At 68.2% G+C, this 19,177-nt stretch carries 24 protein-coding genes; 21 read left to right on the top strand and 3 right to left on the bottom strand.

Going from position 1 to position 19,177, the window contains the following annotated elements; all coding sequences use genetic code 11:
- Positions 1–145: 145 nt before the first annotated feature.
- Both ACE3P2_RS09165 and ACE3P2_RS09160 read left to right on the top strand, forming a co-directional pair.
- The gene (locus tag ACE3P2_RS09165; RefSeq protein ID WP_299888323.1) at positions 146–343 is read left to right on the top strand and encodes a DNA-binding protein; all 198 of its coding nucleotides are present in this window, start codon (positions 146–148) and stop codon (positions 341–343) included.
- An 8-nt stretch (positions 344–351) separates the two neighbouring features.
- Positions 352–804 (top strand): hypothetical protein, encoded by a 453-nt coding sequence (locus ACE3P2_RS09160; protein ID WP_374263659.1) that lies wholly within the window; start codon positions 352–354, stop codon positions 802–804.
- Between the two features lie 28 nt (positions 805–832).
- Here ACE3P2_RS09160 and ACE3P2_RS09155 read toward each other — a convergent pair whose 3' ends face one another.
- The gene (locus tag ACE3P2_RS09155; RefSeq protein ID WP_374263657.1) at positions 833–1,126 is read right to left on the bottom strand and encodes a hypothetical protein; all 294 of its coding nucleotides are present in this window, start codon (positions 1,124–1,126) and stop codon (positions 833–835) included.
- Positions 1,127–1,258: 132 nt separating this feature from the next.
- On the opposite strand from ACE3P2_RS09155, the gene ACE3P2_RS09150 reads away from it, so the two are divergent.
- From ACE3P2_RS09150 to ACE3P2_RS09060, 19 genes are all read left to right on the top strand, one after another.
- Positions 1,259–1,681 (top strand): hypothetical protein, encoded by a 423-nt coding sequence (locus ACE3P2_RS09150; RefSeq protein ID WP_374263655.1) that lies wholly within the window; start codon positions 1,259–1,261, stop codon positions 1,679–1,681.
- Positions 1,682–1,686: 5 nt separating this feature from the next.
- On the top strand, positions 1,687–2,010 hold the full coding sequence (locus tag ACE3P2_RS09145; protein ID WP_374263653.1) for a hypothetical protein: 324 nt from the start codon (positions 1,687–1,689) through the stop codon (positions 2,008–2,010).
- A gap of 1 nt (position 2,011) precedes the next feature.
- A complete protein-coding gene (locus ACE3P2_RS09140) occupies positions 2,012–2,980 on the top strand; it encodes a hypothetical protein (protein ID WP_374263651.1) in 969 nt (322 codons plus the stop codon).
- Between the two features lies 1 nt (position 2,981).
- Positions 2,982–4,739, top strand: coding sequence for a hypothetical protein (locus ACE3P2_RS09135; protein ID WP_374263649.1), 1,758 nt, complete (start codon positions 2,982–2,984; stop codon positions 4,737–4,739).
- Between the two features lie 121 nt (positions 4,740–4,860).
- Complete coding sequence (locus ACE3P2_RS09130; protein ID WP_374263647.1) at positions 4,861–6,102, top strand: ExeA family protein; 1,242 nt, start codon at positions 4,861–4,863, stop codon at positions 6,100–6,102.
- A gap of 3 nt (positions 6,103–6,105) precedes the next feature.
- Positions 6,106–6,306, top strand: coding sequence for a hypothetical protein (locus ACE3P2_RS09125; RefSeq protein ID WP_374263645.1), 201 nt, complete (start codon positions 6,106–6,108; stop codon positions 6,304–6,306).
- Positions 6,303–6,746, top strand: a complete 444-nt coding sequence (locus ACE3P2_RS09120) for a hypothetical protein (protein WP_374263643.1) — start codon at positions 6,303–6,305, stop codon at positions 6,744–6,746. Before ACE3P2_RS09125 ends, ACE3P2_RS09120 begins: the two co-directional genes overlap by 4 nt.
- Entirely contained in the window at positions 6,743–7,414 is a 672-nt protein-coding gene (locus tag ACE3P2_RS09115) for a hypothetical protein (RefSeq protein ID WP_374263641.1), read from the top strand. Before ACE3P2_RS09120 ends, ACE3P2_RS09115 begins: the two co-directional genes overlap by 4 nt.
- Positions 7,411–7,731, top strand: coding sequence for a hypothetical protein (locus ACE3P2_RS09110; protein WP_374263639.1), 321 nt, complete (start codon positions 7,411–7,413; stop codon positions 7,729–7,731). Before ACE3P2_RS09115 ends, ACE3P2_RS09110 begins: the two co-directional genes overlap by 4 nt.
- Positions 7,724–8,353, top strand: a complete 630-nt coding sequence (locus tag ACE3P2_RS09105) for a DUF3164 family protein (RefSeq protein WP_299910469.1) — start codon at positions 7,724–7,726, stop codon at positions 8,351–8,353. Before ACE3P2_RS09110 ends, ACE3P2_RS09105 begins: the two co-directional genes overlap by 8 nt.
- Before the next feature lies 1 nt (position 8,354).
- Positions 8,355–8,585: a hypothetical protein gene (locus tag ACE3P2_RS09100; protein WP_374263637.1), complete on the top strand. Its 231-nt coding sequence runs from the start codon at positions 8,355–8,357 to the stop codon at positions 8,583–8,585.
- 2 nt (positions 8,586–8,587) lie between these two features.
- Positions 8,588–8,779, top strand: a complete 192-nt coding sequence (locus ACE3P2_RS09095; protein WP_374263635.1) for a hypothetical protein — start codon at positions 8,588–8,590, stop codon at positions 8,777–8,779.
- Positions 8,780–8,781: 2 nt separating this feature from the next.
- Positions 8,782–9,396: a gp16 family protein gene (locus ACE3P2_RS09090; protein WP_374263633.1), complete on the top strand. Its 615-nt coding sequence runs from the start codon at positions 8,782–8,784 to the stop codon at positions 9,394–9,396.
- Positions 9,393–9,815 (top strand): Mor transcription activator family protein, encoded by a 423-nt coding sequence (locus ACE3P2_RS09085; RefSeq protein ID WP_374263631.1) that lies wholly within the window; start codon positions 9,393–9,395, stop codon positions 9,813–9,815. The genes ACE3P2_RS09090 and ACE3P2_RS09085 overlap by 4 nt, the downstream gene beginning before the upstream one ends.
- Before the next feature lie 143 nt (positions 9,816–9,958).
- Positions 9,959–10,135, top strand: a complete 177-nt coding sequence (locus ACE3P2_RS09080) for a Com family DNA-binding transcriptional regulator (RefSeq protein WP_374263629.1) — start codon at positions 9,959–9,961, stop codon at positions 10,133–10,135.
- On the top strand, positions 10,119–10,910 hold the full coding sequence (locus ACE3P2_RS09075; RefSeq protein WP_300435511.1) for a DNA adenine methylase: 792 nt from the start codon (positions 10,119–10,121) through the stop codon (positions 10,908–10,910). The genes ACE3P2_RS09080 and ACE3P2_RS09075 overlap by 17 nt, the downstream gene beginning before the upstream one ends.
- A 355-nt stretch (positions 10,911–11,265) precedes the next feature.
- Positions 11,266–13,548 (top strand): TonB-dependent receptor, encoded by a 2,283-nt coding sequence (locus tag ACE3P2_RS09070; RefSeq protein ID WP_374263627.1) that lies wholly within the window; start codon positions 11,266–11,268, stop codon positions 13,546–13,548.
- 57 nt (positions 13,549–13,605) lie between these two features.
- Entirely contained in the window at positions 13,606–14,286 is a 681-nt protein-coding gene (locus tag ACE3P2_RS09065; protein WP_374263625.1) for a Fe2+-dependent dioxygenase, read from the top strand.
- A 34-nt stretch (positions 14,287–14,320) separates the two neighbouring features.
- The gene (locus ACE3P2_RS09060) at positions 14,321–15,403 is read left to right on the top strand and encodes an alpha-hydroxy-acid oxidizing protein (RefSeq protein ID WP_374263623.1); all 1,083 of its coding nucleotides are present in this window, start codon (positions 14,321–14,323) and stop codon (positions 15,401–15,403) included.
- Between the two features lie 154 nt (positions 15,404–15,557).
- On the opposite strand, the gene ACE3P2_RS09055 is transcribed toward ACE3P2_RS09060, so the two are convergent.
- Entirely contained in the window at positions 15,558–17,672 is a 2,115-nt protein-coding gene (locus ACE3P2_RS09055) for a methyl-accepting chemotaxis protein (protein ID WP_374263621.1), read from the bottom strand.
- A 345-nt stretch (positions 17,673–18,017) separates the two neighbouring features.
- A complete protein-coding gene (locus ACE3P2_RS09050; RefSeq protein ID WP_374263619.1) occupies positions 18,018–19,067 on the bottom strand; it encodes a patatin-like phospholipase family protein in 1,050 nt (349 codons plus the stop codon).
- Between the last annotated feature and the right edge of the window lie 110 nt (positions 19,068–19,177).

Below are 19,177 nucleotides of genomic sequence, written 5' to 3'. Positions count from 1 at the left end.
GCCAATAGAAACCATTTGGTTCTCACAAAACGTTGACATGGAACCAAACGGTTCCTATCATTCACTACACAAACACAGTCATTTCACCGGCAGCACAGCCCCCCGCGCTGCCCGTGAAATCCCACTCAACCACAGGAGATCACAAGTGACCCCCACTCGCTTCAAGGCCCGTCTCCGTGCCCAGGGCAAGACCATCCGCCAGTGGGCGGAAGAGCATGGCTTCCCCGAGCGCGCCGTCTATCGCGTGCTCAACGGCCTCGACAAGGGCAACTTCGGCCGCGCCCACGACATCGCAGTCACCGCCGGCATCAAGCAGCCGGAACCCGAACAGCTCGCCGCATGAGGCCCGCCATGCTCAACCACTTCAAACCCCTGGCCGCCGCGCTGTGCGCCGCCGCCGTCCTTACCGCTCCGTCAGTCCACGCCGGCGACGACTGGACGCCCGCCCAGCAGGGCAAGGGCCTCGCGCTGGCCACCCTGGTGGCGATCAACTGGGCCCAGGAGCACAGCCGCGCCCGCAACGCTGCCGACACCTCGGCGCCCATCGGCCGCATCCCCGGCCAGCCGGACCGCGCCTATGCGGCGGGCTACGCCGGCCCGGCCAACGTGAATGTGAGACAGGCCACCGAAAGTGGCGACATCGGCCGGGTGAATCGGCAGTTCCTGCTCGGCTCGCTGGCCGGGGCGCTGATCCTCGACGCGCTGCCCTCCGAGTACCGCGACGCCGCCCTCGATGCCGGCCTGGTGCTGGAGGTGGGCGTGGTGGCCAACAACCTGCGTCTGGGCGTGGGTTTCCGGTTCTGAGCCGTGGCCATGCCCGCCAAGTTGCCGCTCAGCCCTCGTCAGGCCCTTCGTCTCGCTGCCGCTGCCATTCGTCCAGCAGGGCGTCGGCCCCTGCAAACACGCTGCGCAGGTCTCCTTCAGCTGATTCGTGCAAGTGGCCTACACGCGCCGTCATCCACAGATCCCGCTCAAGGAGGTCACGGTCAATGAGCCCGTTGTCTTCGAGGTGCGCCACCAGGGAGCTGAGCAACAGCCGCATGGCTGCCATGCGGTCTTCCAGCGGTGTGACACGGGTTTGGGCCATCTGCGCCTCCGCGTTCAAAACGTGTTCATTCATGTTCATCCACGCCCCGAAGTTTAGCCGCCTGAAACACCGTTTCAGCCTTTCCAACCCGGTTTTTGTCCAGAAATCTGACCCCGCGTCCAATCTCCAATGAACACGAGACATTCGAAACCCGTCCCGAACAGCCTGCGCATGGCGTTCGAAATGGACAAGAGCTACGCGCTCAAGCACCGGCGCCTCTCCATTGAGCGGCTGGCCGAGCTGATGGGGGCCACGCCGGCCACGCTCTACAAATGGATCGAGGCCGAGACGATGCCGGCCAAGGCCGTGCTGGCCTGGCAGCACCTGACCGGCGCGCAGAACGTGGTGCGCTACCTGGCCGCCGCCGAGGGCGCGGTGGTGGTGGTGATCCCCACCGGCCGGGCCACCACGGCCGAGGACGTGCATGTGCTGCAGGCCACGCTGCACGGGGCCACCGGCGCGCTGCTGGACTACATGGCCGGCCACATGGACCGGGAGAGCACCCTCGGCAAGCTCGGCATGGGGCTGGAATCGCTGGCCTGGCACCGCGAGAACGTGCGCAAGGCAGACCAGCCCGAGCTGGACCTGGGGTGAGCGCCATGAGCGACAAGCACGCTGACAAGCACATCCACGACAACGGCAGCCAGCGCCGCATTCTCGACGCGATCCGGGTGCTGGCCGGGCACGAGCTGCACGGCCTGGCCCCGAAAGACCTGGTGGCTGCGCTGAGCACCAGCCCGGCGTCGATCACCCGCGACTTGCACAACCTGGTAGCGGCCGGCTTTGCAGAGCAGATCGCCGAGACGGGCCGCTACCGGCTGGCGCCGGGGCTGGTGCGGATTGCGATCGCCCACGCCACGGCCATGGAGCGCGCCCAGAACCGCCTGACCGAAACCATCAACCGCTACCGCACGGAGCCCTGAGATGCCCCGCAAACCCACCCCCCTGACGCCACCGGCCGACGTGCCGGAACCCAACCGTGCCGTGATCGAGGCGGATAGCACCGCGATGACCGAGGTTGGCGCACGCGATCGGCTGCAGAGTTCATCGCTTGAGGTCGGCAAGATCGTCGGCCGCATCGAATCGGCGCTTTTTCAGACCAGCGTGTCCGAAAAGATCATTGCCGAATCCTTCATCCAATTGCGTGAAGGTAAGAAATACAAGGACTTGGAGTTTTTGGACGCTCAGGGAAATCGGACACGCGTGTCCGATTTGGAGGAGGCCTGCGAGCTTCTGTTCGGCAAGTCGTACAAGACGTGCTCCCGCATCGCCCAGAAGTACGAATCCCTCGGGCCGGAGCTGTTCGAGTCGGCCGAACGGCTCGGCCTGCGCCGGAAGGACTACCAGGCGCTGCAGGCCCTTCCGTCCGATGACCAGGCACTGATCAAGACGACCATCGCCGAGGCCACCGACCGCGACAGCGTTACAGACCTGATCGGCGAGCTGACCGAGCGCCACGCCAAGAAGCTGGCCGAGAAGGATAGGGCCATTGCCGACCTGAACAAGATCATGGAGATCAAGGAACGGCGGGTGAAGGCTCTGGGCGAGGAGCGGGACGGCCTGAAGGAGAAGCTGATCGGGATGACGCTGACCGAGGACGCCACCCGCAAGGTGGCCCTTGAGAAGCGCGCCCGTGCCCTGGGGGCGCTGCGCGATGCGTCCCTGGCGATGTTGGGCTACGTGAGCCGCTTTGACCAGGCGGTGGCCAACGTGATGGCGCTGGACGATGCCACCGCCGCGGCCGAGGCGGGCGACACCCTGCGCGCCACCTACCAGCGCCTGGCCGACCTGGCCAACGCCCACGGGATGCCGGTGGATTTTGCCGAGGTGGTGATGCCGCCCTGGCTGGCCGACCTGACCACAGCCCCCGCAGCCGAGGCAGAGGAGTTCTGACATGGACGCCGCCACCGTGGTGGAACTGGAGCTGCTGCGCGAGCTGGCCGGCCGGCTGAAGGCCGCGGGCCACCGGGAGCGCGGGGCGATCATGCTCGACGCGGCCGCGCGCCTGGGCAAGAGCAAGGCCACGCTGTACGCTCGCCTGAAGGCGGCGGGCCTGTACGACGCCGGCCGCAAGCAGCGCAGCGACGCCGGCAAGCTGTCGGTGAGCGAAGACGTGGCGCTGGCAGCGGCGGGCTTGATCCACCATGGCACGCGGGCCAACGGCAAGCGCAACTTCAAGGTGAAGGCGGCCGCGGAGCTGCTGCACGCCCAAGGCCTGGGCCGGGTCGACGAGGCGACGGGCGAGGTGCTGGCGCCCTCGGCCACCACGATGCGCCGGGCGATGCGGGCCTACCACTGCCACCCGGACCAGCTGGCCGCGGGCCACGCGGCGGCGCACATCAAGTACGCCCACCCCAACCAGGTGTGGCAGATCGACAGCTCGGTGGCGGTGTTGTTCTACGCACCGGGCGGCGGCATCCGCGGCGTGGAGCTGCTGGACGATGCCGAGGTGTACAAGAACAAGCCCGGCGCGATGAAGCGCGTGCAGGACGATCTGTGCATCCGCTGGATGATGACCGACCCCTACAGCGGGGCGTACTTCGTGCGCTATTACGCCGGGCATGAGGACTCGATGGGCTTTGTGGAGTTTCTCATCGAGGCGATGCAGTGCCGCGGCGAGCCGCTGCATGGGGTGCCGCTCAACCTGGTGCTGGACAAGGGCAGCGCCGGCCGCGCCGCAATGGCCCGGCGGCTGCTCGCGCAGCTGGGCGTCACGGTGCATGAGCACGCGGTGAAGAACAGCCGGGCCAAGGGCAGCGTGGAAGGCATGCACAACATCTGGGAGCAGGTGTTCGAGAGCCGGCTGTTCATGTGGCTGCCCGAGAACATCGCCGCGCTCAACGCTCGCGCCGACCAGGTGCGCGCGGCCCACTGCAGCAAGGCGCCCCACACCCGCCACGGGCTGACCCGCTGGGGGATGTGGCAGCGCATCTCTGCCTCACAGCTGCGCCTGGCGCCGAGCGTGGAGCTGCTGCGCGACCAGGTGGTGGGCAAGGACGAGACCCGGCTGGTGGATAACCAGCTGACGATCAGCTTTGCGGTGAAGGGCCACGGCAGCCGCACCTATTACGTGGGCGGCGTGCCGGGCGTGCAGATCGGCGAGCGGGTGACGCTGCGGGTGAACATGTACCGCGCCCCGGCCATCGACCTGGTGATGTGCCACGCCGACGGCACCGAGCGGCTCTACACCATCGCCCCGGCCGAGAAGGACGCCGGCGGGTTCTTCGACTTCGGGGTGGACTTTGGCAGCTACAAGGCGCTGCCCAAGAGCGCAGCCGAGAAGCAGCTGGAGCGCATCAACCAGGCGGCCTACGGGGTGCCGAGCGCCCTGGAGGTGGCTACCGCGCGCAAGGCTCGGGAGAACGCCTACGAAGGCACGCTCAACCCCTTTGCCGATTTCGATGCGGTAACGGTGCCCACCTACCTGCCCAAGCGCGGCACCGACCACCCGATGGAGACGGCCGCCCGCGAGCTGCCCCCGGTGGCCACACCCGACGCGGTGCGCCGCCTGAAGGCCGCCGGCGACACCCGCACCGATCTGTATGCCCAGCTGATCGCCGAGCACGGCGCCGAGGTGCCGGCCGCCTGGCTGGACGCCCAGCTTGCCGCGCTGCAGGGCGGGGCCGACGGGCGCAAGGCGAGTGGTTTTTAAGAAGGTTCCGGCCCGGTGTGCGCCAACACACCGGGCCGGAGAGTGGGGCCTGAATGGGCCCCGTGTCGCAGCAACGACGAGAGGAGTTTAACCGTGAAACACCCAACCCGAGGGCTCAGCCATGAAGCCCGCCTATAGACGACCGGAGCACTACATGCCCCTCAAGCTCAAGAAGGTGCTCCAGCGCCACGGCATCACGCAGACAGACCTGGGCGCGGCGGTGATGCAGGCGATCGACGAGCCCATGGACAAGACGGCGGTGAACCTGCTGTGCAACTGGGCGAAGTGGCCCAAGCGCACGCCGGAGGCGGTGATCCGGCAGCAGATCGAGGCCGCCCTGCGCGCCAAGGAGGTGCCCGAAGCGGAGATCGCCACCGCGTTCGATTCAGACGAGGAGATCGGCCGGCTCGGCCACGGAAAGCACCTGGCCGCCGTACCAGACACCCCCAAAAGCACCCAAACCACCGAACCCGACCCCTATTTGCTGGAACCCGTGATGCTGACCATTCAAGCCAAACGCCATTTCAAGCTGATGTTCAACCCCTTCGGGGCCGACCCGCAGTGCGCCGACGACGTGTATCTGGGCGATGAGCAGCGCTATGTGGCGTCGGTGATCGTGGAGGCCATCCAGAACGCCCGCATGATGGCCGTGGTGGGCGAGTCGGGCTCGGGCAAGAGCACGATCTGGGAGTGGGTGCAGGACCAGGTGCGCGAGCAGAAGCAGCCGGTGCACCTGATCCAGCCGAAGGTGACCGACAAGGCCCGGCTGACCGGGGTGGGCATCCTGCAGGCGATCGTGCGCGACCTGGAGCCCCACGCAAAGCTGCGCCATTCGGCCGAGCTGCTGGCCCGCCAGGCGCATGAGCTGATCGCCGACCGGGTGGCCGAAGGGCAGAAGTGCGTGCTGGTCTTCGAGGAGGCCCACGACATGACGGTGGCGGCGATCAAGCAGCTCAAGCGCTTCCACGAGTTCAAGCTGGGCTGGAAGCGCACGCTGGGCATCATCCTCCTGGCCCAGCCGGAGCTGCTGCGCAAGCTCAACGCCAAGGGCCTCGAGGCCCGCGAGGTGAAGAACCGCCTGGAGGTGGTGCGCATGCTGCCCCTCGACGCCGACCTGGAAGCCTACGCCGCCCACCGCCTGGCCCGCGCCGGCCTCAAGCCCGACGCGCTGTTTGCCGCCGACGCCTGGCAGGCGATCCGCGACGTGCTGCGGGCCAGCGACGGCGACGGCAACGTGGTGTCGCTGTGCTACCCGCTGCTGGTGGGCAACCTGGCCACGCTGGCGCTCAACGGCGCCGCCGAGTTGGGCGCGCCGCTGGTCGACCGCGGCATCGTGTTCGACGCGAAGAAGAAGGGAGGCTGAGCCATGGCGACCCCCAGACAACGCTTTGCGCTCGCCCTCGTGCTGGCCTTCGGGCTGGGCGTGCTGATCACGCTGGAGCGCGTGGGCACCGATGCCGAGACGCGCATCCGCGCGGCCCACCGTGCTGCAGCAGAGTGCCCGGCCCACGAGGGGCCGGTGGATATGCTCGCCGAACCCCAGACCCACCAGGAGGAACGGACATGAACGCCCGCGCCTGGCCCCTCATCCGCCGCGACCGCGACGCCGACCGCCCCGAGGCCGAGCGGGTGGTGGCGGTGCTGTACGAACAGATCGGGGAGATCAACAAGCTGGTGGCCGGCGAGGAAGACGCGGCCACCATCGTCGAGCTGGAACGCCTGCGCGACGACCTGCGCATCGCCGGCGATCTGCTGTGTGCCTACGCCAGCGGCCTGGCCCTGGCCACTCCCGACCCGGTGACCCAGGCCTGCCTCGTCGAGCGCTTTGCGCTGGCCGACCAGCCGGCGCCGGTGGATGAGGTGCTGCTGATCTGGATGGGCGATGAGCTCGACTGCCACCTGCCGTGGCTCGGCCACCAGGACGAATACGGCCAGTGGTGGTACGTGGATAGCGCCCGCGCCCGCAACGTGACCCACTGGGCCTATCGGCCGGAGGTGCGCCAATGACCCGCCCGACCGCAACCCAGTGGCCCGTGCACTACACGGCCGAGGACATCGCCGCGATCGAGACGCTGGCCGCCTGGAAGGCCGAGAACAGCCTGACCAACGTGCAGATCGGCAACCGCATCGGCACGGGTAACTCGACGATCAGCCAGATCCTGCGCGGCGTGTATGTGAGCCCGACCGGCATGCTGAAGCGCCTGCTGACATCCGCCGAACTGCCGCTGCCGGAAGCCTGGCGTACCGCCCAGACGGCCGCACCCGCCCCGGTGCCGGCGGCGGCATCCATGCCGACCCCGCGCACGCCCAGCCCGCCCCGGTACGGCTGCTGGCAGCCCGGCGAGGCCGACCTGACGCCGGCCGATGCACCGCTGCGGGCGGCGATCCTGCGCGCGCTGCGGCGTACCACCAGCGCCGAGCCGCTGGCTGTGCCCGAGCTGCTCGAGCGGCTCACCACGCCCGACACCAAGCCCGCTCAGATCCGCGCCGCGCTGGCTGCCTTGGTTGATGCGCGGGAGGTGATGCGCGCCAACGTCACCCACAAGCGCCGGACCTTGGAGGTGGTCTATCTGATGGGGCGCATCGTGGGCACCCGGCCCGGCCGCCGGGCCGGCGCGATCCGCATCGTGCCCAGCGAGCACGCCAAATCCGTGCATGGAGGGCCCGTGGCATGAACACCCTCAGCGAAGCCCGCCACAACCACATCGCGGCCAGCATCGAAGCCCTGCGCACCGCCGTCGCCCAGCTGCGCCTCGACGGATTCGAGGTGCTCAGCGCCCACGCCGGGATGCTGTCCGCCCCCGAAATCCACGTCGCCGAGCCGCAGCACCTGGCCGACTCCCCCGCGGTGTACGTGGCTGCACACATCGCCGGCTCGTTCCATTTCGCGGTGCCCTACATGGGCTGCACCGTGATCTGGATCGACCGTCCCACCCTGGCCGGCCTGCCGCCGGCTGAGTTCCCCCCTCTCGAAAGGTCTCACCATGGCTGATACCAGCACCATCCCCGCCACTCCCGAAGGCTACTGGCGCAACGCCGCCGGCCACCTCGTGCCCGAAGCCCAGGTTAGTGCCCACGACAAGCTGCGCGACGGCGTTGCCCGCAGCCTGGTCGAATCCGCGCTGGCTGCACACGCCCAGCTGGCCGCACTCAAAAAACAGGCCCTGGCGAGCATTGCCGAGCTGGTGAGCATCAGCGCCGCGCAGTACGAAGTGCAGATGGGCGGCGAGAAGGGCAACGTGCAGATCACCACCTACGACGGCGACTACAAGATCCTGCGGGCCTACGCCGAGCGGATCATCTTCACGGAGCAGATCGAAGCCGCCAAGGAGCTGATCAACGGCTGCATCCACCGCTGGAGCGAGGGCGCCAACGCAAACATTCGCGTCCTCATCGACCGCGCATTTCGGACCGACAGCAAAGGCCAGCTGAAAACCGCCGCCGTCCTCGAGCTGCTGCGCCTCGAGATCGACGACGCCGAATGGACCAACGCCATGCAGGCCATTCGCGACAGCATCCAGGCCAGCGGCACCGCGGTGTACGTGCGCTTCTACAAGCGCATCGGCCCGTCGGGCCAGTGGCAGGCGATCCCCCTTGACCTGGCGGCGGTGTGACATGGGCCTCGCACGCATCACCCTCATGAGCAACGCCAGCGGCAGCTGGGCTGTCCTCGGCCGCTTCGACGACAGCCCGCAGCTGCGTGCCGACCTGGACGCCAGCTGCAGCACGCTGCACTACCACTCCGACCGCCGCACCCACTTCAAGATCGTGGATGAACAGGGCAACACCCTGGCCACGCTCCGCGACGGCGCTACCCAGTTTGAAGCCGTGAAAGGGAGGGGCTGATCATGCCCGAACGCACCCCCAAACAGATTGCCGCTGGCCACCGGCGGCGCCTCAAGACCATGGCCCGCAAGCTCAATGAGATGGCCGTCGAATGGAATGAGGTCGACCAGATGAACATGGAGGTCCTTGAGGTGGCGGGCGACATGCTTGAAGCGACCGGGCGGAAGCTGTACGACGACGGGGAGGAGGCCTGACCATGCCCTCCGTCCCTCTCGAACGCATCCGCGCCAGCAAGATCCGGATGATCCAGGTCGCCAAGCGGGAGCTGGATCTCGATGACGCCTCCTACCGTGACGCCATCGGCCGCGCCGTGAAGGGCAAGTCGAGTGCGAAGGACTGCAGCACCCTGCAGCTCGACCGCGTGATCGACGAGCTCAAGCGGCTCGGCTTCAAACCCCGCAAGCCGGCTGCGGCGAAACCGAAGCCGGAGCGGCGCCCCCTCGACACCTCCGACGAAGGCAGCAAGGCCAGGGCCGTGTGGCTGCTGCTCGCCGAGATCGGCGCTGTTCGCGACCCGTCCGAAGCCGCGCTCAACGCTTACGTGCGTAGGCAGGCGGGTGTCGATGACCTGAGCTGGGTTCGCGACATGCTGCCCGTGATCGAAGGCCTCAAGGCCTGGGCTGCCCGCAAGCTCCCGGCTGCCATCCAGGCACGGATGGAGGCCCTCGCCGCGGCTGGGGCACCCATCCGGTGGGCTTCGGTGCGCGACCTTGCCCGGAGCGTGGCGCCGAAGCGCAAGCCGGACGGCTTCGACGCGCTGCTTGCCGCCTGGGAAACCCTCAAAACCGCTGACGCCGCACGGAGTCAATGATGGACGTGTGCCTGGATGATCTGCCCCAATCCGCCCGCGACCTGATCACCCAGATCGGGCTGCCGGCGACCGTGGCCCTCATCCAGGCCATGCCCGGCGTGCGCTTCCCAGTGCCCCGCGGCGAGAACAACAACCCCGACGGCGCCGCCCGCTTCGCCCAGCTGGTGGAGATCGTCGGCTACGAGGCAACCCTGATCCTGGTGCAGAACTACGGCAACGACCGCGGCCTGTACGTCCCAAGCTGCAAGAAGGCCATCCTCCGCGCCCGCGACCGCCAGATCATCGCCGACTACGGCACCGGCGTCACGGTCCTCGACCTCGCCCTGAAGTACCGCCTGTCCTACCGGCGCATCGAGGGCATCCTGAACGCCCCGATCACTCCGCCGCCGGCTAACGCGGCCCAACTCTCCCTGCTCTGATCAAGCGATGGAAAGAGAGACGGTGCGACCGAACCGGGTGTTGACGCACCCGTCCGGCCACTTCCAGCAGAGACAGCCTGCTTTCAGCCAGGGCACCGCCACCGTCGCGACGGCGGCGCAAGGCTATCGCAAAGGCATAAACAATGGAAGCAATTCGATGCGGTAAGTGCAACCGAAAACTTGGGGAGGGGGAATACACCCGCCTCAACATCAAGTGCCCACGCTGCGGCACCTTGAACCAGCTGAAGGCCATCGAGCCTCCCAAGTGCGCGCCCCGAGCGCCCAACACACAAGAGGCTTCACATGGCACCAATCTTTGAAAATCCGACTCAAGCCCGCCCGATCATCCCGTGGATCGGCGGCAAACGCCGCCTGGCCAAGCACCTGCTGCCCCTGTTCCCGGAGCACCAGTGCTACGTTGAGCCCTTTTGCGGCGCAGCGGCACTGTTCTTTCTCAAGCCGCCGGTGAAGGCCGAGGTCTTGAACGACATAAACGGCGACCTGGTGAACCTCTATCGGGTCGTGCAGCACCACCTCGACGAATTCGTGCGGCAGTTTCGCTGGGCTCTGGTCAGCCGAGAAATCTGGATGTGGATGAACGCCACACCGGGCGAAACGCTGACGGATATTCAGCGTGCCGCGCGCTTCTTCTACTTACAGAAGCTGGGCTTTGGGGGAAAGGTCGACGGCCGGACGTTCGGTACCGGAACAACGACCCGTGTGAGGCTCAACCTGCTGCGCCTCGAGGAGGATCTTTCGGCAGCCCACCTGCGTCTTTCCCGCTGCACCATAGAACACCTTGGATGGGCGGAATGCGTGGCCCGCTACGACCGGCCACATACCCTGTTCTACTGCGACCCGCCGTACTGGGGAACTGAAGGCTACGGCGTGGGATTCGGCCTGGATGAGTATGACCGGCTGGCCGAACTGGCCCGCGCGATCAAGGGCCGGATGGTGATCTCGGTGAATGACATTCCCGAGATGCGTCGCGCCTTCGACGGCCTCACGATGGACCGCGTCGACCTGAACTACACGGTGGGCGGCCCTGGAAGATCATCGAAGTCACCCGGTGAGCTGATCATCCGAAGCTGGTAAGAATCCTGCCCTGAAAGTGGATCGAATCGAATCGCCGCGCGGTTTTACCCCGCTAAACAGCCTTTCAGATTCGATCCCACTTGGTCCCGCCTCATCCAGCCTCATCCCGGATTTATCTCGGTATTCCCCGGTGACTTATCTCGGTCTCTCTCACCACGCGGCCCCCGTCTGCGTTCACTGAACGCCCGATTCGTCACCACTATTGCGAATCATTCGCATTTTCATTAACATTGTTACCAGATCTTTCGGGCAAGCCAGCCGCAACGTCGTACCGCGCGCTTTCGCCACCTAGCCAGCCAGCCTCAGGTCATGACCCCCGCGCCCCTTGCCGGGCCCTTCATTTCCGGAGGCCAATTTGGCACACAAAAACAATCGCCGCCGCCCCGCGCCGGCGCCCCGTCCCCAATCCAGAACCGCCCCCGCCGCCCTGCCCCTGGGCGCGCTGATGTTCGCCGCGTCGATGGGCAGCTTCGCCCAGACCAGCCCCACGGCCGACGCCGACGACACCAAGACCCTCAAACCCGTCGTCGTCAAGGCCACCACGCCCGGCGCCGAGCCCCAGGGCAAGGACAGCCTGCGCACCACCACCACGCGCATCGGCAAGGGCAACCAGGCCCTGCGCGACATTCCCCAGTCGGTCAGCGTGGTCACCGAGAAGCTGATGGACGATCGCAAGATCGACACCATCAAGGAAGCCCTGAAGATGACTTCCGGGGTCACCTTCCTGGCCGCCGAGGGCGGCGAGGAAGACATCCGCCTGCGCGGCTTCCCGCTCAACACCACCGGCGACATCTTCATCGACGGCATGCGCGACCCGGGCTTCTACGACCGCGACACCTTCAACATGGATCGCGTCGAGGTGCTGCGCGGTTCGGCATCGATGCTGTTCGGTCGCGGCTCCACCGGCGGCGCGGTCAACCAGGTCAACAAGCGGGCCCGCCTGATCGACGAAAATCAGCTCGACCTCACCGTCGGCAGCCACAACTACTACCGCGTGGTGGCCGACATGAACGTCAAGACCGGCGACGACGCCGCGCTGCGCATCAACGCGATGCGCACCAAGGCCGACAACAACGGCGCCGGCACCAGCCTCGACAAGCAGGGCGTGGCCGCCGACTACCGCTGGGGGATCGGCACCCGCGACGAGTTCGAGGTCGGCCTGTTCCGCCTCGAGAACAACAACGGCATCAATTACGGCATGCCGTGGATCCGCAAGTACGCCGGCGCCCCGGTGTCCGAAACCACCATGCTGCCGGTGGACCCGAAGGCCTATTACGGCATGGCCAGCGACCGCAACTACGGCACCGCCACCTACGGCACGCTCAGCCACACCCACCGCTTCTCCGAGGACACCGAGCTGGTCACCAAGCTCCGCAAGGGCGACTTCACCCGCGACCAGCGCGCCAGCACCGTGCGCCTGGCGGGCGCGTCCCTGCAGCCCGGCGGCGTGGCCGCGACGCGCGACACCTTCAGCGACGCCACCGTGCTCACCCGCGGCACCCAGCTCAAGATGCAGAGCTACGAGAACCTGCTGTTCCAGAGCGACCTGTCCACCAAGTTCGACGCCTGGGGCATGAAGCACGCGGTGCAGACCGGCGTCGATTTCGCCTGGGAGAGGAAGCGCGTCTATGGCGCCCGCAGCGCGGCCCAGGGCGGCGTGGACATCAGCAAGCCGACCACCACCGTCGGCGATCCGGACAACGGCGTCGGCGTGGCCGAGAGCACCCGCGTGCCGGGCAAGACCTCCGAGTTCGAGAGCTTCGGCGGCGGCCTCTACGCCCAGGACCTGATCGAGTTCATCCCCAACTGGAAGCTCCTCGCCGGCCTGCGCTACGACGCCATGTCGGGCCAGTTCGACCAGTTCAGCCTCGCCAACGGCGCCGTCACCCACTACCAGCAGGCCATCTACAAGCCCAGCCAGCGGCTCGGCCTGCTCTACCAGCCGAGCGAGCGCGAGTCCTACCACCTCTCGTACGCCACCTCCTTCAACACCTCGGGCGACACCTACTCGTACAGCGCCGCGACGGTGGACGTGCCCCCCGAGAAGGCCATCAACATGGAACTGGGCGGGCGCATCGAATCGGCCAGCCGCAACCTGAGCACCCGCTTCGCGCTGTTCCGCGGCGTCAAGCTCAACGAGCGCAACACCGACCCGCTGGTCCCCAGCATCATCACCCTGTCCGGCAAGCGCCACGCCACCGGCATCGACATGGACGTGGCCGGCAAGATCACCCCGCGCTGGGAAATCTTCGCCTCCTACACCTGGATCTGGGACGCCGAGATCGACAAGAAGAGCCCCACCAACAACGACGAGCAGCAGGGCCAGCGTCCGTCGCTGATCCCGAAGCACCAGGGCACGCTCTGGAACAGCTACCAGTTCACCGAGAAGCTGCGCGCCGGCGTCGGCGTCAATGCCCGCACCAAGCTCACCCCCAACCGCAACCCCGGCTTCTACTCCGAGGGCTACGTCACCGCCGACCTGATGGCCGAATACGAAGCCATCCAGGACAAGCTGATGCTCAAGGCCAACCTCAACAACGTCACCAACAAGCTGTATGCGGACGCCTACTACGCCAGCGGCCACTACGTGCCCGGCTTCGGGCGCACCCTGTACCTCACCGCCAACCTGAAGTTCTGATTTCCGATTCACCTGGGAGCGCCTCGGCGCTCCTTTTTTTCGAACCCACGCCCGACCATGCTGCTCCAGATCCCCGATCTCCTCACCGCCGACGAAGTCCGCCAGGCCCGCGCGCTGCTCGAAGACGCCCCCTGGGCCGACGGTCGCGACAGCGCCGGCCCCCAGGCCCGCACCGTCAAGCGCAACCAGCAGCTGCCCCACGACGCCCCGGCCGCCCGGGCCCTGCGCGCCCTGGTCCTGGGCGCCGTGCAGCGCCACCCGCTGATGCTCGCCGCCGCGCTGCCCAAGAAGATCTTCACCCCGCGCATCAACCGCTACGGCGGCGACACCCCCTACTACGGCGAGCACGTGGACAACGCCATCCGCTTCACCGCCGAGGGCGAGCGGGTGCGCACCGACGTTTCCTGCACCGTCTTCCTCGCCGACCCCGACGACTACGACGGCGGCGAACTCATGGTGCAGGACACCTACGGCAGCCGCGGCGTCAAGCTGCCCGCCGGCCACGCCGTGCTGTACCCCGGCACCAGCGTGCATCAGGTCACCCCGGTCACCCGCGGCTGGCGGCTGGCCTGCTTCTTCTGGATCGAGAGCATGGTGAGGAGCGACGAACAGCGCCGCCTGCTGTTCGACCTCGACATGAGCCTCATGCGCCTGCGCGAACGCCACGGCGAGACAGACGAAGCGGTGAGCCTCACCGGCACCTATCACAACCTGCTGCGCATGTGGGCCGACACCTGAGCCCGGGCATCCCCACCCCAGCACGAGACAAACCATGAGCCTGCCGATCTCCCTCGACGACCACGAAGCCCTCGCCCGCACCCGGCTCGACGACAACGCCTGGGCCTACTTCGCCGGCGGCGCGGCCGACGAACGCTGCCTCGCCGCCAACCGCGACGCCTGGCACGCCCTGCGCCTGCTGCCACGGGTGCTGCGCCCGGTCGCCGGCGGCCACACCCGGGTCGAACTGCTCGGGCGCAGCCTCGCCCACCCCATCCTGCTCGCCCCGGTGGCCTACCAGCGCCTCGCCCACCCGGACGGCGAACTCGCCAGCGCCGTCGCCGCGTCGGCCCAGGGCGCCGGCTTCGTGCTCAGCACCCAGTCCAGCCTGCTCCTCGAAACCGTCGCCCGCGCCGTGCGCGACGACGACGACCGCGGCCCCCTGTGGATGCAGCTCTACCTCCAGCACGACACCGGCTTCAACCGCGAACTCGTCCGACGCGCCGAAGCCGCCGGCTACGAAGCCATCGTGCTCACCGTCGACGCCCCCTGCCACGGCGCCCGCGACCGCGAACGCCGCGCCGGCTTCCACCTGCCGCCGGGCATCTCGGCGGTCAACCTGGCCACCCTGCCACCGCGCCCCGACGCGCCGCCGGCGCCGGGGCACAGCGCCCTCTTCGACGACCTGCTCACCGCCGCGCCCGGCTGGGACGACGTGGCCTGGCTGCTCGCCGAAACCCGCCTGCCGGTGATCCTGAAAGGCATCCTCCACCCCGACGACGCCCGCGAAGCGACGCGTCAGGGTGTCGCCGGCCTCATCGTCTCCAACCACGGCGGACGCACCCTCGACGCCGCCCCACCCACCGCCGAGATGCTGCCGCGCATCGCCGACGTGCTCGCCGGCCACCTGCCGATGCTCGTCGACGGCGGCATCCGCCGCGGCACCGACGTGCTCAAGGCCATCGCCCTGGGCGCCAGCGCGGTACTCGTCGGCCGGCCCTACGTCTTCGGTCTCGCCAACGCCGGCGCCCAGGGCGTCGCCCACGTCATCCGCCTGCTGCGCGACGAGCTGGAGATCGCCATGGCCCTGTGCGGTGTCGCCACCCTCGACGACCTGCCCGCCGACCTGCTCTGCTGACACGTCGCACGCGCTCGGCCAAACCGCCACCGCAGCCGACTTGGCGCGCCTTGTCGCCGGCGCCGCTCGGGCATCGCCGAACGCACCACCGCACGCCTGAAACGAAACGGGCCCGCAATCGCAGGCCCGTTCGTCTCTCCGGCGGCGTGGCGCGTCAGGCGCGCCGCAGTCGGGGCGCGGTCGGCGCGTCCGGGGCCGCGTCGGCACCGGGGCGGAGCGTGAACCGCGCCACCACCTCCATCAAGCCCTGAGCCTGGTTCTCGAGGCTTTCCGCCGCGGCGGCGGCCTCTTCCACCAGGGCCGCATTCTGCTGGGTGACCTCATCCATCTTGCCGACGGCCTGGGCCACCTGTCCGATGCCGGCGCTCTGCTCGCGGCTGGCGCTGCTGATTTCAGTCACCAGCGCGGCCACCTGACCGAAGGCCGCCACCACTTCTTCCATCGCTGAGCCGGCCTCGTCCACCTGCGCTGCGCCGCCTTCCACCTTCTCCACCGACACCGCGATCAACGCCTTGATCTCTCGCGCGGCCACCGCGCTGCGCTGGGCCAGCGCCCGCACTTCGTTGGCCACCACCGCGAAACCACGCCCCTGCTCGCCGGCCCGCGCCGCCTCCACCGCCGCGTTGAGCGCCAGGATGTTGGTCTGGAAGGCGATGCTGTCGATCACACCGATGATCTCGGCGATCTTGCGCGAACTGTCGCGGATGTCGGCCATCGTCGTCACCACCCGCTGCACCGCGGCCCCGCCCTGGCGCACGGCCTCGTTGGACTGGCTGGCCAGCACGTTGGTGCGCTCGGCGTTCTCGGCGTTCTGGCGGACGGTGGCGTTGAGCTGCTCCATCGAGCTGGCGGTCTCTTCGAGGCTGCCGGCCTGCTGCTCGGTGCGCCGCGAGAGGTCGGCGTTGCCGGCGGCGATCTCCTGGGCGGCGCTGTTGATGGCCATCGCGCTGCGCTGCAGGCCGCCGATCAGCGCGTTCAGGCGGGACACGGTGGTGTTGGTGCTGTCGCGCAGGTGGGCAAAGGCGCCCTGGAATTCGCCTTCGATCTGCTGGGTGAGATCGCCTCCGGCGAGCGCCTCGAGCACCCGCGCCACCTCGCCGAGCCCACGGTCGCTCACCGCCATCAGGCGATTCAGCCCCTCGATCATGCGACGGAACTCGTGCTCGAAAGCGGCCGCGTCGCCGCGGGCATGGAAATCGCCGCTCGCCGCCGCATCCACCAGCGTCTGAATCTGGGTGTTGACCCGCAGCATCGAGGCCTTGACCCCGTCCACCGCCGCGGTGATCTGGGCCTGCTGGCCGGGCAGGCGCTCCATGTCCACGGTCAGATCGCCCACCGCGTAGTGCTCGACCACATCGACGACGCGCTGGCTCACCGCGATGTGGGTGCGCACCAGCGCGTTGATGGAGGCGGCCATCCTGCCGTAGATGCCGGGAAAGCGTTCGGCGTCGATACGGTGCGCGATCATGCCCAGGCGGTGCTGCTCGGCGTTTTCCGACTGGGCGTCGGCAAAGCCGCGGAAGGTCTCGATCATGCGCTGCATCGACGCGAGCAGTTGCCCGGTCTCGTCGTTGCGGGTCACCTCGATCCGCTCGGGCAGGTTGCCCTGCGCCATCGCCTGACTGATGTGGACGGCCTGGGCCAGGGGCCGGCTCACGCTGCGGCTGATCAGCCACGCCGCCAGCGCCCCCGCCAGGATCATCGCGACGGTGACGACGCCGAGGACTTCGAGGGTCCGCGTGACGCTGCCGTCGAAGGCCTCCTGGGCCGCCCGGGAACCCGCCGACTGATGCGCCAGAAGGCGCGCGAAAGCGGCCCCGATGGGCTTGTCGGCGCCGGCGATGGCCTTGTCCACCTCGCTCACCCCGGCGCCGCTGCCGCGCATCTCGACCACCCGGGCGATCACCTCGCGGTACTTGCCGACCCCCGCGCTGACCTCGTCCAGCGCCTGCGCCGCCGCCGGTTCGACCGCGCCCACCGCGCGGTAGTCGGCGACGATGCGCTCGATGGCGTCCATGCTCGCGGCGAATTTCTGCGGATAATCGCCGCCGCGCAGCACAGTGTTCTTGAAGTAGTGGATGCCGTTGCCCAGCTCGACCTGGCCCCGGTAGGCCAGCCGCTCCCGCGCCACGCTGCGGTGCTCGAACTCGCGGAACTGCTGACGCAGTTCCACCAGGTTGTAGATCGCCACCGCCGCCACGAACAGGCCCAGCGCCAGCACGAAGCCAAAACCGTAGGCCAGCCGCTTGCCGATCGTCAGATGATTCATTGGTCACACCCCAGCTCGTTCGGATGAATCGCGCCCCACCTGCCGGCGGCGCGACGAAGGACGACGCCTCGCGGCCCGTCGCAGAAGCCGTGTTTACGGTCGCCCACGCCGAAACTAAACCGCATGGGAACGGACCCCGGCAGCGCGCCCAGCGGTTTCCCCAAATCGACGCGGCGCCCTTGTTTGCGATCGACTACGGCATGCACCAGCCCATGGCCCAGGGCACGACGCTGGTGCTGATGGCGCCCAACCGCTGGTGGCGGCGAGCGGACTATTCACGGTGTCGACCGGCGTCGGCCTCGCCCATCGCCTGCCCGAGGGGAAGATGCGCGCGGCCCGCGCCGCTCAGGAAAAGACCTCGGCCAGGTCCACCGAACCGCGCACGCCCACGTGCCGGCGCTGGGTGCGCACCCAGCGCGCCGCCCGCGCCCGTCCCAGGTCGCGCAGCTCGTGCAGGAAGGCCCGCGCGGCGTTGAGCTTGCTGCCCTTGCCGGCCTCGGCCAGTTCCTCCGCCTCGATCATGTGGAAGCGCAGGTTCATCAGGCGCCGCTCGAAGCGCCCCAGCGGCATCCAGCCCCGGCCTTCTTCGATGTAGCCGCGGGCCTGGGCGATCATCCGCATCTCGCGCAGGAAAGTCGTCGAAAAACCCAGCTCCATGGTGCGCGCGGCGATGTCCTCGGCACTGCGGGGCGATTCGGCGATGGTGAGCGGGTTGAGCAGCACCAGCAGGATGTCCGGCGTGGCGCACTCGTATACCAGCGGGTAGATCGCCGGATTGGCGGTGAAACCGCCGTCCCAGTAGGCCTCGCCGTCGATCTCGACCGCGTGGTGCAGGGTAGGCAGACAGGCCGAGGCGAGCAGCGCTTCCTCGTCCAGCTCGCGGGTGCGGAACAGCCGTACCTTGCCGGTGCGCACCCGCGTCGCGGCGATGAACAGCTTGAGCCGGCAGTCGCGCCGGATGCGTTCGAAATCGAACTGGGCGCGCACCACGTCGCGCAGCGGGTTGAGCTCGAAGGGGTTGAACTCGTAGGGCGAGAACAGCCGGGTGAGGCCCAGCATCATGTTCATGGGCGCCGGCAGCGCCCCGGCGCCGTTGCGATTGAGGCTGTGCAGCAGGTCCAGCTCCAGTGGCGTGGAGTCGGCCACCGCCTCCCAGAAACGGGCCAGGCTCTCCCGCGCGCCGTCGCCGCCGCCGGTGGTCCAGCCCTGGGCCAGGGCCACCGCGTTCATCGCCCCGGCGCTGGTGCCGCTGATCCCTTCCAGCGCCCAGCCATCCTCAAGCAGGCGGTCGAGCACGCCCCAGGTGTAGGCCCCGTGGGCGCCGCCGCCCTGCAAGGCGAGGTTGAGCCCCGGCGGCCCGTCGCTGCCGCCCTTCCACCACCGTTTTCGGAACATGATCGGACTCCCGTTCGATTCTTGGATTCGTTATTGTGCACCGCACAATAACGAAAGTATGAACGGAAAAGTGTGACGAAAGTTCAACCGCGCCCGTCACGCCTCGTCGG

Source organism: Zoogloea sp. (assembly GCF_041911615.1).
Classification (GTDB): domain Bacteria; phylum Pseudomonadota; class Gammaproteobacteria; order Burkholderiales; family Rhodocyclaceae; genus Zoogloea.
Note: the sequence above shows the minus strand (reverse complement) of the source record. Positions and strands in the feature narration are given on the sequence as shown.

Bases quoted from the DNA above. Each gene is read 5' to 3' on its own strand.
- ACE3P2_RS09160 (WP_374263659.1), top strand. From the start codon at position 352: ATGCTCAACCACTTCAAACCCCTGGCCGCCGCGCTGTGCGCCGCCGCC.
- ACE3P2_RS09155 (WP_374263657.1), bottom strand. From the start codon at position 1,126: ATGAACATGAATGAACACGTTTTGAACGCGGAGGCGCAGATGGCCCAA.
- ACE3P2_RS09150 (WP_374263655.1), top strand. From the start codon at position 1,259: ATGGCGTTCGAAATGGACAAGAGCTACGCGCTCAAGCACCGGCGCCTC.
- ACE3P2_RS09145 (WP_374263653.1), top strand. From the start codon at position 1,687: ATGAGCGACAAGCACGCTGACAAGCACATCCACGACAACGGCAGCCAG.
- ACE3P2_RS09140 (WP_374263651.1), top strand. From the start codon at position 2,012: ATGCCCCGCAAACCCACCCCCCTGACGCCACCGGCCGACGTGCCGGAA.
- ACE3P2_RS09135 (WP_374263649.1), top strand. From the start codon at position 2,982: ATGGACGCCGCCACCGTGGTGGAACTGGAGCTGCTGCGCGAGCTGGCC.
- ACE3P2_RS09130 (WP_374263647.1), top strand. From the start codon at position 4,861: ATGAAGCCCGCCTATAGACGACCGGAGCACTACATGCCCCTCAAGCTC.
- ACE3P2_RS09125 (WP_374263645.1), top strand. From the start codon at position 6,106: ATGGCGACCCCCAGACAACGCTTTGCGCTCGCCCTCGTGCTGGCCTTC.
- ACE3P2_RS09120 (WP_374263643.1), top strand. From the start codon at position 6,303: ATGAACGCCCGCGCCTGGCCCCTCATCCGCCGCGACCGCGACGCCGAC.
- ACE3P2_RS09115 (WP_374263641.1), top strand. From the start codon at position 6,743: ATGACCCGCCCGACCGCAACCCAGTGGCCCGTGCACTACACGGCCGAG.
- ACE3P2_RS09110 (WP_374263639.1), top strand. From the start codon at position 7,411: ATGAACACCCTCAGCGAAGCCCGCCACAACCACATCGCGGCCAGCATC.
- ACE3P2_RS09105 (WP_299910469.1), top strand. From the start codon at position 7,724: ATGGCTGATACCAGCACCATCCCCGCCACTCCCGAAGGCTACTGGCGC.
- ACE3P2_RS09100 (WP_374263637.1), top strand. From the start codon at position 8,355: ATGGGCCTCGCACGCATCACCCTCATGAGCAACGCCAGCGGCAGCTGG.
- ACE3P2_RS09095 (WP_374263635.1), top strand. From the start codon at position 8,588: ATGCCCGAACGCACCCCCAAACAGATTGCCGCTGGCCACCGGCGGCGC.
- ACE3P2_RS09090 (WP_374263633.1), top strand. From the start codon at position 8,782: ATGCCCTCCGTCCCTCTCGAACGCATCCGCGCCAGCAAGATCCGGATG.
- ACE3P2_RS09085 (WP_374263631.1), top strand. From the start codon at position 9,393: ATGATGGACGTGTGCCTGGATGATCTGCCCCAATCCGCCCGCGACCTG.
- ACE3P2_RS09080 (WP_374263629.1), top strand. From the start codon at position 9,959: ATGGAAGCAATTCGATGCGGTAAGTGCAACCGAAAACTTGGGGAGGGG.
- ACE3P2_RS09075 (WP_300435511.1), top strand. From the start codon at position 10,119: ATGGCACCAATCTTTGAAAATCCGACTCAAGCCCGCCCGATCATCCCG.
- ACE3P2_RS09065 (WP_374263625.1), top strand. From the start codon at position 13,606: ATGCTGCTCCAGATCCCCGATCTCCTCACCGCCGACGAAGTCCGCCAG.
- ACE3P2_RS09060 (WP_374263623.1), top strand. From the start codon at position 14,321: ATGAGCCTGCCGATCTCCCTCGACGACCACGAAGCCCTCGCCCGCACC.
- ACE3P2_RS09055 (WP_374263621.1), bottom strand. From the start codon at position 17,672: ATGAATCATCTGACGATCGGCAAGCGGCTGGCCTACGGTTTTGGCTTC.
- ACE3P2_RS09050 (WP_374263619.1), bottom strand. From the start codon at position 19,067: ATGTTCCGAAAACGGTGGTGGAAGGGCGGCAGCGACGGGCCGCCGGGG.